The following is a 13,363-nucleotide window of genomic DNA, read 5'->3' as shown; positions in this document are numbered from 1 at the left end:
CGGCACAGCTGGGCTTCGACATGATGCAACTGCCGCTGGTTTCGACGCCCGACCTCGACGCCGTGTTCGCCTGGCGCGAAGGCAAACCCATTCTCGCGCGCGATTTCCTGCACGACGTGCGGCAGGTGGCCGCCGCCATGCCGCCCAGCCAGCACGTGCTCAACACCTGCCGCGACCGCTACTGTTTTGGTGTGGGCTTTGCCGCCGCGTTGGTGAGCGGCAGGGTCAGCCTGCTGCCGTCCACGCGCACGCCAGACACCGCGGCGCAACTGCGCGCCTTCGCCCCAGATGTGTTCTGCCTGAGCGACGCGCCTTGCGACTTCGACCTGCCGTACATGCCCTACCCCGAGCCCTGCAGCATCCCCGCCCCCGGGGAAGCGCTTGCCATGCCGATGATCGCTGCCGATCGGGTGGTTGCGCATGTGTTCACCTCCGGGTCCACCGGCGCCCCCATCCCCCACCGCAAGACCTGGGGTGCCTTGGCCAGCAGCATTCCGGCTAGCGCGGCCAGGCTCGGACTGCACACGGGCGCACGCCACACCCTGGTGGGCACCGTGCCGCCGCAGCATATGTACGGGTTCGAGTCCACCTTGCTGCTCGCGCTGCAGGGCGGCGTGGCGCTGGGCGCGGCGCATCCGTTCTACCCGGCCGACATCGCCGCGGCACTGGCCCGCGTGCCCGCGCCGCGCCTGCTCGTCACCACCCCGGTGCATCTGCGCGCTCTGCTCGCGGCGGACGTGAGCCTGCCGCCCGTGGCCGCCGTGCTCAGCGCCACCGCGCCCTTGGCGCTGGAGCTGGCGCACGAGGTCGAGGCCCGCCTGGGCGCGCCGCTGCTGGAAATTTACGGTTCGACCGAGACCGGCCAGATCGCCACCCGGCGCACGGCGCAGAGCGACATCTGGGAACTGTTCCCGGGGGTGACCCTGCACACCGATGCCGCCGGCGTCACCGTGGCCAGTGGCGGCCACGTGCTCGATCCCATCGCACTCAACGACGTCATCGAACTGCTCGACGCGCAGCATTTTCGTCTGCTCGGGCGCAGCGCCGACATGGTCAACATCGCCGGCAGGCGCAGCTCGCTGGCCTACCTCAACCACCAGCTCGGCACCATCCCCGGCGTGCACGACGGCGCGTTTTTCATGCCGGCCGGAAACGACTCCGACGTCACCCGGCTGATGGCCTTCGTCGTCGCTCCGGGCCTGCGCCGCGAAGACCTGCTCGCCGCCCTGCGCCAACGCGTCGACCCGGCATTTCTGCCGCGCCCGCTGGTGGTGGTCGATGCGCTGCCGCGCAATGCCACCGGCAAGCTGCCGCGCGCGGAGCTGGCCGCATTGGCGGCGTCCTTGCCTCCATCCAAGCTTCGCGAGGCCGTGACGGATGCGCGCTGAACCGCCCGCGCCAGACCCGGCCCAGCGTTTGGCTGGCGTCGAACTGCCTGGCTACGCGCCCGGGCATCCCGCCTTCGCCGGTCATTTTCCCGGCCGCCCCATCGTGCCCGGAGTGCTGCTGCTCGACGCAGCGCTCCATCATCTCGGCGCTGCGCAGGACTTCAGCGCGGGGCCGTGCCGCATCGGCACGGTGAAGTTCCTCAGCGTGGTGCAAGCCGGCGAAAATCTGCTGCTGCAGCACGCGGCGACGCCGGACGGCGGCACGCGCTTCGATCTGCTTGCCGGCACGCGCAAGGTGGCCAGCGGCAGTTTGCAAGGCACGCGCGCCGGCGCCGCGAAGGCTCCCGCTGAACCATGAACACCCGGCCGTCCCACCTCGATGCGCAGCAGGCCCGGCAAGCTGCGGGCTTGCCGCCCGCGCCGCCAGTCGCGCCGCGTGCCGCCTGGGCAAACGATGGCGAGCGCAGCAACCAGTTCACCCTGCGCCTCATGGCCTGGATTTCGCTGCGCCTGGGGCGGCGCATCGGGCGCCTCGTGCTGCTCGGCGTCGCCGCTTATTTCGTGCTGTTCGCGCCCAGCGCGCGGCGCGCTTCACGCCAATATCTCAAGCGCGTGCTGGGGCGTGACGCGAACTGGGCGGACGGCTTCCGCCACGTGCACTGCTTCGCCTCCACCATCCACGACCGGATCTATCTGCTCAACGATCGCTCCGATCTGTTCGACATCCGGGTGCATGGCATCGAGCATGTCGACGCCGTGCTTGCCCAGGGTCAGGGGGCCTTTCTGATGGGCGCGCATTTCGGCAGCTTCGAGGTGTTGCGCGCGCTGGCGCGGCAGCAAGGCGGCATCCCCGTTTCGCTGCTGATGTATGCCGACAACGCGCGCAAGATCAACGCCGCGTTGCACGCCATCAACCCCGCCGCCGCGCACGACATCATTCCACTCGGCCAGGTGGGCTCGATGCTGCGCCTGCACGAACGGCTGGACGCCGGCGCCGTGGTCGGCATCCTCGCCGACCGTTCGCTGCACGACGACACCACCGCCACGCTGCCTTTCCTCGGCCAGCCCGCGCCTTGGCCGCGCGGGCCGCTGCGCATCGCCGCACTGCTGCGCCGGCCGGTGATTTTCATGGCCGGCGTCTATCACGGCGGCAACCGTTACGACGTGCATTTCCTCCCCCTGTCGGACTTCTCCGCCTGCACCCGCGGCGAGCGTGCCGCTGCCATCGACGCAGCGCTGGCGCGCTATGTGGCGCAACTGCAGGCGCACTGCCACGCCGCCCCCTACAACTGGTTCAATTTCTACGACTTCTGGCAAGGCCCGGCCGCCGAGGCCGCCGGCCCCAAGGAGCTGTGAACACCCGCCACTTGCCGCAACGCCCATGCATCGCACCCACCTGACTCCCGCCAGTATCCCCGACCGCCGCCGCCTGCTCCTGGCCATGGTGCTGTTTGCGGCCCCGTGGCTGGCACTGCCGAGCCATGCGGCTGAATGGAACCTCGACGCGCTGATGCAGGCGCTGGCGCAACACAAATCGGGCCGCGCCAGCTTCGTCGAAACCAAGACCATGGCCATGCTCGACGCGCCCATCGAGTCGTCGGGCGAGCTGCGTTTCGCCGCGCCAGATTTCCTGGAAATGCGCACCCTCAAACCCAAGCCGCAGACCATCATCCTCCTGGCCAACCAGCTCACCGTGGAACTCGGCGGCCGCAGCCACCAGCTCAGCCTGGACGATCATCCGGACATCGCCGTGCTGGTGGACAGCATCCGCGCCACGCTCAACGGTGACCGCAAGGTGCTGCAGCGCGACTACGTCGTCAGCCTGAGCGGCGACGCCGCGCAATGGACCTTGAACCTCGTGCCGGTGGACGCCCGGGCGCGGAAGCGGGTGCGCGCCATTCGCATCGACGGGCACCAGGGCCAGGTGCGCAGCATCGCCGTGCAACAGACCGACGGCGACCACTCCCTGATGACCATCCGCGAGCGGACTGACCCGTGACCCGCCGCGCCCTGCCCGCGCTGCTGCTGTGGCTGGCCGCGCTCGCAGCCAGCGTCGTGGTCATCACCCACAGCCGCTTCACAGCCGACATGTCGGCCTTCCTGCCGCGCGCGCCCGACGCCCAGCAACAGGTGCTGGTGGACCAGTTGCGCGACGGCATGATTTCGCGCCTCATCCTGGTCGGCATCGACGGCGCCCATGCGTCCACCCGCGCTGCGCTGTCCAAGGCCCTGGCGCAGCGCCTGCGCAGCCATCGCGCCTTCGCCTCGGTGAACAACGGCGAGCCGGTCGATGCGCAGCGTGACTACAAGCTGTTGTTGAAGTATCGCTACGTGCTCAGCCCCAACACCACGCCGCAGGCCTTCAGCGCTGCCGGGCTGCACCAGGCCATGCAAAACAGCATCGACCAGCTCGCCTCGCCCATGGGCGTCGGCCTCAAAAAACTGCTGCCTGCAGACCCCACCGGCGCCACCTTGCAACTGCTCGGCAGCCTGTCCTCTGGCGCCCAGCCACACATGGTGGACGGCGTCTGGGCGGCGCCCAAGGACGCGCGCGCGCTGCTGCTGCTACTGACCAGCGCCCCCGGGACCGATACCGATGCGCAGCAGGCCGCCATCGCCAGCGTGCGCAGCGCCTTTGCCGACGCGCAACGCAGCCTCGGGCCGAGCGCGGCGCAGGCCAGTCTGGTGCTGAGCGGCCCGGGGGTGTTCGCGGTGCAATCGCGCGCCACCATCAAGGGCGCGGCCGAGCGCGTCTCGCTCATCGGCAGCCTGCTCATCATCACCATGCTGTTGCTGGTGTACCGTTCGCTGCCGGTGCTGCTGCTGGGTTTGCTGCCGGTGCTGTCCGGTGTGCTCGTGGCGATCGCCGCGGTCGGTCTGGGCTTTGGCGTGGTGCAGGGCATCACGCTGGGTTTCGGCACCACACTGATGGGCGAGGCGGTGGACTATTCCATCTACCTGTTCGTGCAGTCCAGCGAGGCCGGCGGCGGCAGCGCCTGGGTGCAGCGCTTCTGGCCCACCATCCGCCTGGGCATGCTGACCTCGGTGGTCGGCTTCGCCACCTTGCTGCTGTCGGACTTCCCCGGCCTGGCCCAGCTCGGCGCCTATTCCATCGCCGGTCTGGTGACGGCGTCCCTGGTCACCCGCTTCGTCCTGCCGCATCTGCTGCCGCGTGGGTTTGCCGTGCGTGATTTGAGCGCCATCGGCCAGCGCCTGTTGCACGCCGTGGCGAGGCTGCGGCGCTCGCGCTGGGTACTGGCCGTGCTGGTGGTCATCGCGTGCTCCGTGTTGCTGCTGCAGCGCCAGCATCTGTGGAACACGCGGCTCTCGGCACTCAGTCCCTTGAGCCCGGCGTCGCTGGCGCTGGACGCGCAGTTGCGCCGCCAGATCGGCGCCCCCGACTCCGCCGATCTGGTGGTGGTGAGCGGCGACAGCGCCGACGCCGCGCTGGCCGCTGCCGAGCGCATCGCTCCGCGCCTGCAGGCGCTGCAGGCGCGGGGCGCCATTGCCGGCTTCGACACCCCGGCGCGTTTCCTTCCCAGCCTGGCGACGCAGCGCGCGCGCCAGGCCGCCCTGCCCCCGGGCCCTGAGCTGCAACGGCGCGTGGATGCCGCGGTGCAAGGCCTGCCGGTCAAGCCCGCGCTGTTCGCGCCCTTTGTGCGCGACGTGGAAGCCGCACGCCATGCCGCGCCGCTGACCCGCAGCGACCTCGCCCACACCTCCTTCGCGCTGGCCCTGAACGGCGTGCTGCTGCGAGCCGCGAATGGCCACTGGTCCGCGCTGCTGCCGCTGCGCGCGCCAAGCTCGGGGTCGATCAACGGTGCGCGCGTCGCCGCCGCACTGGCGGGCACACAGGCCAGCTACATCAACCTCGGCGACGCCAGCACCGGGCTGTACGACAGCTATCTGCGGGCCACCGCGTGGTTGTCGCTCGCCGGGCTGGCCGCCATCGCCTTGCTGCTGCTCGTCGCCCTGCGTTCGCCGCTGCGGGTCGCGCGCGTGCTGGCGCCGCTGCTGGCCGCGGTGGTCGTGGTGGCTGCGGGCCTGTTGCTGGCGGGCATTCAGCTCACCTTGCTCCACCTCGTCGGCATGATGCTCATCGTCGCGGTCGGCTCGAACTACGCGCTGTTTTTCGACCGTGGCCATGCCGAAGGCGGCGGCATCGCGCCGCGCACCCTGGCCTCGCTGCTGTTCGCCAATCTCACCACCGTGGCCGGCTTCGGCCCGCTGCTGTTCTCGGGCGTGCCCGTGTTGGAGGCGCTGGGCGCCACGGTCGGCCCCGGGGCCTTGCTCGCGCTGCTGTTCTCGGCCATGTTGTCCGCGCCCCCGGCAACGAGCAGCGAGGCCGTGCATACGGCCACGCCGGCGGCATAATCGAACGCCCATGCCCGACACGCTCACCGGCATCTCAACGCCCCCGCCATCCATCTGGCGACCCACGCCGCTGGTGCTGTTCGCGCTCGCGGTGCACGCCGCCGCCCCGGTCGGCGTCATCGTGCGGCCAGCGTTGTGGCCATGGGCGCTGGGGGCCGTGATCCTCAGTCATGGGCTCATCACCGCCGCGAGCCTGTGGCCGCGCGGCCAGTGGCTCGGCCCGAATCTGATCCGGCTGCCGGAGGCTGCCATCGCGCGCGGCGAGGTCGCACTGACCATCGACGATGGCCCCGATCCGGACGTGACCCCGGCAGTGCTCGATCTGCTCGATGCCCACGGCGTGCAGGCCACGTTTTTCTGCATCGGCAGCCGCGCCCTCGCCCACCCGGAGTTGTGCCGCGACATTGTGCGGCGCGGCCATGCGGTGGAAAACCACAGCGCGCAGCATCGCCACAGCTTCTCGCTGCTCGGGCCGCGTGGTTATGCGCGCGAGTTGCAGGCCGGGCAAGCCGCGCTCTGCGCAGTGACCGGGCGCGTGCCGCAGTTTTTCCGCGCCCCGGCCGGTTTTCGCAACCCGTTTCTGTGGCCCGTGCTGGCGCGGTTGAATTTGCGTCTGGCGAGTTGGACGCGGCGCGGGTTCGACACCCACGAGCGCGATCCGGCCATCGTCACCCGGCGGCTGCTGCGCAATCTGCGCGCCGGCGACATCCTGCTGCTGCACGATGGTCACGCCGCGCGCGCCGCCAGCGGCCGGCCGGTCATTCTCGACGTGCTGCCGCCGCTGCTGGCCGCCTTGCGCCAAGCGGGCTTGCGCGCGGTGACGCTGCACGCGGCCTGCGCCACGACCTCGTCCCCCCTGCCCCCGCTCGCTTCCGCCCCGGCTCGGCCATGAGCCGTGATGCCAGCGCGGGAACTCGCTGATCCGCCACGAACGGTTTGCTGGCGGCCAATGGGTGCGCGTAGGGCAACTCGTGCGCGGGAAGATTGGGCCGATCCGCGACCACCAGGCCCTGGGTATCGAAAAGACGGATTTGCTGCCGTGCCACCTCAGGCGCGACGCCCTGTTGCCTCAATGCCGAGACGATCAGGTCGGCAAGGCCAATGGCGGCGGGGCCGGCGCCCAGAAAGAGGATGCGCTGCCCCTTGAGTTCGCCGCCGGTGATCTTGAGCGCGTTGATCAGGCCCGCAAGCGTGACACCGGCGGTGCCCTGAATGTCGTCGTTGTAGCAGGAGACTTTGTTGCGGTAGCGCGCCAGCAGGGCAATGGCGTCGACACCCGTCCAGTCCTCGAAGTGGAGGCAGCAGTTCGGAAAGACATCCTGAACCGCGTCGACGAATGCGTCGAGCTGCAGCTTGCCGATCGGGAGCCCATGCCGTTGGCGCCCAGGTCGCCCAGTCCGAGGATGCGGCCGGCATTCGTGACGCAGATGAACCGCCTCGGTGAAACCCGTGGACTTGTTGAGCGCCGGGTCGTGCAGGACTTCCATGCCGCGTTTGGTCGTGTCGATCAGCAAAATCCCCTGAGGTTGATGGAATGAAGACAAGAAAGCTGGCGATGCGGCCCGAGAGGCCAAAGCGTCATGCCTGTGCGGCTGCGACGTAGGGCCTGACCATCTTGGCCGGGTCGACGATGCGGTCGAATTCGGCCGCAGTCACATAGCCCAGCTGGAGCGCGGCCGCCTTCAGCGTCAGGTCGTGATCCTCCGCGTGGTGGGCGATCCTGGACGCCTTGTCGTAACCGAGCACCGGCGCGAGCGCGGTCACCAGCATCAGTGAGCGCTCCACGTACTCGGCAATCTTTTTCCGGTTGGGCTGCGTTCCCTCGACGAGGAACTTGCGGAAATTCGTGCAGCCATCGCTCAGGATCGTGATCGAGTGCATGATGTTGAAGATGATCAGCGGCTTGTAGACATTCATCTCCAGATAGCCGCTGGCGCCGCCGAAGCCGACCGCCACGTCGTTGGCCATCACCTGCACCGCGAGCATCGTCAGGGCCTCGGCCTGGGTCGGGTTGACCTTGCCCGGCATGATGGACGAACCGGGTTCGTTCTCGGGAATCATCAGTTCGGCAAAACCGGCCCGCGGGCCGCAGGACATCAGCCGAATGTCGTTGCCGATCTTGTAGAGCGAGGCGGCCAGCGTGCGCATCGTGCCCGAGAACTGCACGAGCGCGTCATGCGCGCCCTGCACGGTGAACTTGTTGGGCGCGCTGACGAAGGGCAGCCCGGTCAGCCGTGCGATTTCGGCCGCGGCGCTTTCCGCGAACCCCGGTGCCGAGTTGATGCCCGTACCCACGGCCGTGCCGCCCAGCGCGAGTTGATAGACGCCCCCCAGCGCCGCGTCGAGCCGGTCGATGTTGTCGGCCAGCATGCCCGCGTAGCCGGACCACTCCTGGCCCAGCGTCAGGGGCGTGGCATCCTGCATATGGGTGCGCCCGATCTTGACGATGTCTTTCCAGTCCTCGGCCTTCGCGGCGATGGCGTCGCGCAGCGCCTGCACCGCGGGAATCAGCCGCTGTGTCGCATTGACGGCGGTGGCGATGTACATCGCGGACGGAAACGAGTCGTTGGATGACTGCGCCATGTTGACGTGGTCGTTGGGATGCACCGGCGCCTTGCTGCCGAGCGGCGTTCCGGCGAGCTGGCAGCAGCGGTTCGAGATCACCTCGTTCACGTTCATGTTGAACTGCGTGCCGCTGCCCGTCATCCAGACGTGCAGCGGGAACATGTCGTGATGCTGCCCGGCAAGAATCTCGTCGCAGACCTGCACGATCAGCTTGTATGCCGGCGCACCGAGGCGCCCGCCCGCAAGGTTGGCGGCTGCCGCGCCTTTCTTGAGCGTGGCGTAGGCCGTGATCATCTCGCGCGGAATCAGATCCGTGCCGATGCTGAAGTACTGCAGCGAGCGCTGGGTCTGCGCCCCCCAGAGCCGATCCGCCGGCACCTCGACCACCCCCAAGCTGTCCGATTCCTGACGTACGTCCGACATGTTTTCTCCTGTGAACCGTTCTTTCGATGAATTCAATCATTCGGGACCTCGGCCAATGCCAGGCCGCGGAGCTGCGACGCTGAGCTTCCAAACCGGCATGCCTCACGCTTGCAGGCGTTCAGGCGGCCGTGAGGTCGCGCCCCATGCACAGGCCAGCAGGGCAAGGCCCGTGGGCAGCGCCAGTGCCAGAAGGCCGAAGGCCGCCTCGCACGCGGCCCCGAGGCCGCAGCCCAATGCGAACCCGAGAATCGCCGGCCAGGTGCGCATCGCCCATGTCCAGCATGAAGCGGGGGGTGTCACTTGCTGACCTTGCTGCAACCACCACTTGTTCGCCAACACCAGCTCAACTGAAGAACTTGCCCAGTGTCACCGCCACCGACTGAGTGGCCGTCAGGCCGATCGAGGGGTTCTGGTTGCACACATCGTCGTAGGGGAAGGCGTAGGCCAGGCTGTTGCTGCTGACCTGGTGAAAGAACTGCGCCCAAGGATTGAACACTTGGCCGCTGTTGTAAAACGTTCCAGAGGCATTCTGACAGGTGGCATCGTCGAGTGAATTCGACATCGCCCCGCGGTTGAACGCGGCTGCGATCATCTTTTGCACGTTCTTCGCTGCTGGGATGCCGGTAACTAGGGAATTGGCGCATTGCCAGACGTCGTAGAAAGGAATGCCGCGGGCCCACTTGGCGTTGCTCCGCTGTAGAAATTCAGCACACCATTTTGCACGAGGCCGCTATGGACCCCAGTGGACAAATCGTTCGTCACCAATGGCGTGTTCTGCCAAGTGGCGTACCAACCCTGAATGGTCGCGTCGAAATAGCTGTTGAGGTTGCCACTGGAGCCGCCGCCCCCGCAAATGGGAACCGAAGAACCGCCGCCACCTCCCCCGCCACAAGCGGCGAGAATGCTCGATGCCCCCACGCCCAAAAGAAAGATCGCCTGTTCAGTCCGCGTTTGCCCATTCGAGAAACCCCCTGAGTGTTTTGTTACTTTTGGGTCGTGTCAAATACCTTGTTTTACAGATCCTAACGTCCGCACATGAAGCTACGCGAGAGTCAAAGCTCAAACAGTGGTAACAAGTTTTATCGATACGACCAACACTGCAACTGAGCCTTCATGCCGAGTCCCACCGCACTCCCCCTGCCGCAGTTGCGGCTCAGCCACAGCACGGCCACGACCTGCCTCGGCGCTGGCCTCGACGCCCAGTTGCGAGCCCTGCAATCCACGCGCAGCGGCCTGGCGCCTTGCGCCTTCGACATCGTCGATCTGCCGACCTGGATCGGCGCGGTCGCCGGGGTGGACGATGTGCGCCTGCCCGAGCCGCTGCTCGATTTCGATTGCCGCAACAACCGCCTGGCCGAACTCGCCTTGCAGCAGGACGGCTTCGCCGACGCGGTGCAGGCGGCCATCGCGCGCCATGGCGCGCAGCGCATCGGCATGTTCCTCGGCACCAGCACCTCGGGCATTCTGCAAACCGAGCAGGCGTATCGCGTGCTCGATGCAAGTGGCGCGCTGCCGCCCACGTTCCACTACGAGCAAACCCACAACACCTTTTCGCTCGGCGCCTACGTACGCGCGCGCTTTGGCCTGCGCGGCCCGGGCAGCGTGGTGTCTTCGGCCTGCTCGTCCAGCGCCAAGGTGTTCGCCAGCGCGCAGCGCATGTTCGCCGCCGGGCTGATCGACTGCGCCCTGGTGGGCGGCGTGGACAGCCTGTGCCTGACCACGCTGTACGGCTTCAACTCGCTGGAGCTGCTGTCGAGCACGGCCTGCCGCCCGTTCGACGCGGCGCGCAACGGCTTGTCCCTCGGCGAGGCCGGCGCCTTCGTGCTGCTGGAACGCGCACCGGCGGCGCCGGCGGCTGACGACGTGCTGCTGCTGGGCGTGGGCGAGTCGAGCGATGCCTACCACATGTCCTCGCCGCATCCCGACGGCCTCGGCGCCCGCATCGCCATGCAGCAGGCGCTGGAGCAGGCCGGGCTGCAAGCGGCCGACATCGACTACATCAATCTGCACGGCACCGCCACGCCGAGCAACGATGCCGCCGAGGGCCGCGCGGTCGGCGCCTTGTTCGGCGCCGGCGTGCCCTGCAGTTCCACCAAGGGCGCCACCGGCCACACCCTGGGCGCGGCCGGCGGGGTCGAGGCGGTGTTCTGCCTGCTTTCGCTGCGCCATGGCTTCATGCCGGCCGGCGTTGGCACCACGGCGCTCGACCCGGCGATTGCCGCTGTCGCACCGCTCGATTACCTGCTCCCGGCAAGCACGCTGCATGCAAGCCGGCCTGCAGCGAACGCCGCCGCGCCGCGCCGCGTGCTGAGCAATTCCTTCGGCTTCGGCGGCACCAATTGCAGCCTGGTGCTGGCGCGGGGAGATGCACTGGGAGATGCGCGATGAGCAGCTTGATGTCCACCGCGCCACGCGCCGCGCCGCCTGTCGCCCAGGCACTCGACGCCCACATCGACGGCGTCGGCCTGCTCGGCCCGGGGCTGAGCGACTGGGCGCAGGCGCAGGCCGTGCTGCGTGGCGATGTGCCGTATGACGCGCAAAAAACCGTGCTGCCGGTGCCGCAAATCCTGCCCGCCGCCGAACGCCGCCGCGCCACGGCCGTCATCAAACTGACCCTCGCCAGCGGGCTGGAAGCGGTCGCCCACGCCGGCTTGAACCCGGCCGATCTGGCCACCGTGTTCACCTCCTCCGGCGGCGACGGCCGCAACTGCCACGAGATCTGCGCCGCGCTGGCCGGCAGCGACCGGCTGCTCTCGCCCACGCGCTTTCACAACTCCGTGCACAACGCCGCCTCGGGCTACTGGGGCATCGCCACCGGGGCGATGGCGCCGTCCGCCGTGCTGTGCGCCTTCGACGCCAGCTTCGCCGCCGGCCTGCTCGAAGCCTTGGTGCAAGTCGCGCTGCTGCGCCAGCCGCTGCTGCTGCTGGCCTACGACACCCCTTACCCCGAGCCGCTGCACCACGTGCGGCCGATTCCCGACAGCTTCGGCGTCGCCCTGGTGCTGGCGCCGCAAGCCGGCGCACGCTCGCTGGCGCGGCTGAGCCTCGACCCCACCGCGCCCTTCACCGAGCTGCCGGCGGACATCTTGAACGATGCCGCGCTCGAAGCGCTGCGCCTGGCGATTCCTGCCGCACGCGTGCTGCCGCTGCTGCGCGCACTGGCCCGGCGCGAAGCCGCCCGCATCGTGCTCGACGATCTGCCCGGCCAGCAACTCGCGCTGCAACTCGCGCCATGCTGAAGCCTGCGCGCCTGGGGCATGTCCCGCTCGATCATGCATGGATCGCGGCGCACATCCCGCATCAAGGCAGCATGTGCCTGCTGGATGCGGTGCTGCGCTGGGACGCACAACACATCGTGTGCAGCGCCACCAGCCACCGCGACGCCAGCAACCCGCTGCGCCAGTTCGACCGCCTCGGCGCGGCCTGCGGCATCGAGTACGCGGCGCAGGCGATGGCGGTGCATGGCGCGCTCGTCGCTGAGCATGACCGCATGCCTGGCCCCGGCAACGCCCCCCAAGGGGGCCAGCAAACCTTGGGGCGGCCCGGCGGTTTGCTGGTGAGTACCCCCGGCGCAGCGCAAACGCTGCGCGCCCCCCAAGGGGGCCAGCAAACCTTGGGGCGGCCCGGCGGTTTGCTGGTGAGCCTGCGCGCGGTGCAACTGCATGTGGCTCGGATCGATGACGTCGCCGCTACGCTGGAGGTTCGCGTCGAGCGTCTGTCAGGCGACGCGCAGATGCTGCTCTACCAGTTTCGCGTGCTGGCCGCCGACCGCTTGCTGCTCGATGGCCGCGCCTCGGTGGTGCTGGACGCCGCCAGTCTTGCCACTTCATTCGCATCCACACCGCCATGAACACCGCGCCCAACGCCACACCCGCACGCCGCGCCCTGGTCACCGGCGGCAGCGGCGAGATCGGCGCTGCCATCTGCCGGCGTCTGGCGGCCGACGGTTATGCCGTCATCGTCCACGCCAACGCCGGCCTCGCCAGGGCCGAAACCCTGGCCGCCGAGTTGCGCGCACAAGGCCATGCGGCGCAAGCCGTGGCCTTCGATCTGACCGATGCCGACGCCACCGCGGCGGCGGTCGAGGCGCTGCTCGCCGACGGTCCGGTGCAGGTTCTGGTGAACAACGCCGGGGTGCACGACGACGCGGTGTTTCCCGGCATGAGCCTGGCGCAGTGGCAGCATGTCATCGACGTTTCGCTCAACGGCTTTTTCCACGTCACCCAGCCGCTGATGCTGCCGATGATCCGCACGCGCTGGGGGCGCGTCATCAACATCACCTCGGTCGCGGCCATCGCCGGCAATCGCGGTCAGGTGAATTACGCGGCAGCCAAGGGCGCGCTGCACGCGGCGACCAAATCGCTGGCGCTGGAAGTGGCCAGTCGCGGCATCACGGTGAATGCGGTGGCGCCCGGCATCATCGCCACCGCGATGAGCGAGGGGGCGTTCGACCCTGCGTCCATCGCCCAGCTGGTGCCGATGAAGCGCGCCGGCCAGCCCGAGGAAGTGGCCGATCTGGTGGGCTTTCTCGCCTCCGCCCGGGCCGGCTACATCAGCGGGCAGATCATTTCCATCAACGGCGGCATGATCTGATGCGGCCGCACCCATAGCCC

General features: G+C 68.8%; 12 protein-coding genes and 2 pseudogenes. 9 read left to right on the top strand and 5 right to left on the bottom strand.

Annotated elements, in window-relative coordinates:
- Positions 1 to 20 precede the first annotated feature (20 nt).
- The 5 genes and pseudogenes from THIX_RS06675 to THIX_RS06650 all read left to right on the top strand — a co-directional run bounded on the left by THIX_RS06675 (position 21) and on the right by THIX_RS06650 (position 6,654).
- Positions 21 to 1,746, top strand: a pseudogene (locus tag THIX_RS06675) (AMP-binding protein).
- A 131-nt stretch (positions 1,747 to 1,877) separates the two neighbouring features.
- A complete protein-coding gene (locus THIX_RS06665) occupies positions 1,878 to 2,744 on the top strand; it encodes an acyl-CoA synthetase (protein WP_233224722.1) in 867 nt (288 codons plus the stop codon).
- A gap of 25 nt (positions 2,745 to 2,769) precedes the next feature.
- Entirely contained in the window at positions 2,770 to 3,387 is a 618-nt protein-coding gene (locus THIX_RS06660) for a LolA-related protein (RefSeq protein ID WP_233224436.1), read from the top strand.
- Positions 3,384 to 5,762 carry an MMPL family transporter gene (locus THIX_RS06655; protein WP_199195245.1) on the top strand — a complete coding sequence of 793 codons (2,379 nt, stop codon included), beginning with the start codon at positions 3,384 to 3,386 and terminating at the stop codon, positions 5,760 to 5,762. Before THIX_RS06660 ends, THIX_RS06655 begins: the two co-directional genes overlap by 4 nt.
- A gap of 10 nt (positions 5,763 to 5,772) precedes the next feature.
- The gene (locus THIX_RS06650; protein WP_112485599.1) at positions 5,773 to 6,654 is read left to right on the top strand and encodes a polysaccharide deacetylase family protein; all 882 of its coding nucleotides are present in this window, start codon (positions 5,773 to 5,775) and stop codon (positions 6,652 to 6,654) included.
- A gap of 106 nt (positions 6,655 to 6,760) precedes the next feature.
- Here THIX_RS06650 and THIX_RS24015 read toward each other — a convergent pair.
- The 5 genes and pseudogenes from THIX_RS24015 to THIX_RS24000 form a co-directional block, all read right to left on the bottom strand.
- Positions 6,761 to 6,925, bottom strand: a pseudogene (locus THIX_RS24015) (malic enzyme-like NAD(P)-binding protein); the annotation flags it as partial.
- A gap of 14 nt (positions 6,926 to 6,939) precedes the next feature.
- The gene (locus tag THIX_RS24010) at positions 6,940 to 7,167 is read right to left on the bottom strand and encodes a hypothetical protein (RefSeq protein WP_233224721.1); all 228 of its coding nucleotides are present in this window, start codon (positions 7,165 to 7,167) and stop codon (positions 6,940 to 6,942) included.
- Positions 7,168 to 7,340: 173 nt separating this feature from the next.
- Complete coding sequence (gene fumC, locus THIX_RS06640; RefSeq protein ID WP_112485598.1) at positions 7,341 to 8,750, bottom strand: class II fumarate hydratase; 1,410 nt, start codon at positions 8,748 to 8,750, stop codon at positions 7,341 to 7,343.
- A gap of 102 nt (positions 8,751 to 8,852) precedes the next feature.
- Complete coding sequence (locus THIX_RS24005) at positions 8,853 to 9,017, bottom strand: hypothetical protein (protein WP_233224435.1); 165 nt, start codon at positions 9,015 to 9,017, stop codon at positions 8,853 to 8,855.
- A 76-nt stretch (positions 9,018 to 9,093) separates the two neighbouring features.
- Positions 9,094 to 9,351 (bottom strand): beta-1,3-glucanase family protein, encoded by a 258-nt coding sequence (locus THIX_RS24000; RefSeq protein ID WP_233224434.1) that lies wholly within the window; start codon positions 9,349 to 9,351, stop codon positions 9,094 to 9,096.
- 512 nt (positions 9,352 to 9,863) lie between these two features.
- Here THIX_RS24000 and THIX_RS06630 point away from each other — a divergent pair.
- The 4 genes from THIX_RS06630 to fabG are packed head-to-tail and all read left to right on the top strand — an operon-like array spanning position 9,864 to position 13,343.
- Positions 9,864 to 11,138, top strand: a complete 1,275-nt coding sequence (locus tag THIX_RS06630) for a beta-ketoacyl-[acyl-carrier-protein] synthase family protein (protein WP_112485597.1) — start codon at positions 9,864 to 9,866, stop codon at positions 11,136 to 11,138.
- Positions 11,135 to 11,989: a beta-ketoacyl synthase chain length factor gene (locus tag THIX_RS06625; protein WP_233224433.1), complete on the top strand. Its 855-nt coding sequence runs from the start codon at positions 11,135 to 11,137 to the stop codon at positions 11,987 to 11,989. Before THIX_RS06630 ends, THIX_RS06625 begins: the two co-directional genes overlap by 4 nt.
- A complete protein-coding gene (locus THIX_RS06620) occupies positions 11,983 to 12,600 on the top strand; it encodes a 3-hydroxylacyl-ACP dehydratase (RefSeq protein ID WP_112485596.1) in 618 nt (205 codons plus the stop codon). The genes THIX_RS06625 and THIX_RS06620 overlap by 7 nt, the downstream gene beginning before the upstream one ends.
- The gene (fabG, locus tag THIX_RS06615) at positions 12,597 to 13,343 is read left to right on the top strand and encodes a 3-oxoacyl-ACP reductase FabG (RefSeq protein WP_112485595.1); all 747 of its coding nucleotides are present in this window, start codon (positions 12,597 to 12,599) and stop codon (positions 13,341 to 13,343) included. Before THIX_RS06620 ends, fabG begins: the two co-directional genes overlap by 4 nt.
- The last annotated feature ends 20 nt before the right edge of the window (positions 13,344 to 13,363 follow it).

Origin of the sequence: Thiomonas sp. X19 (genome assembly GCF_900089495.1) — a bacterium.
GTDB lineage: Bacteria > Pseudomonadota > Gammaproteobacteria > Burkholderiales > Burkholderiaceae_C > Thiomonas_A.
This window is presented reverse-complemented; position numbering and strand designations above follow the sequence as displayed.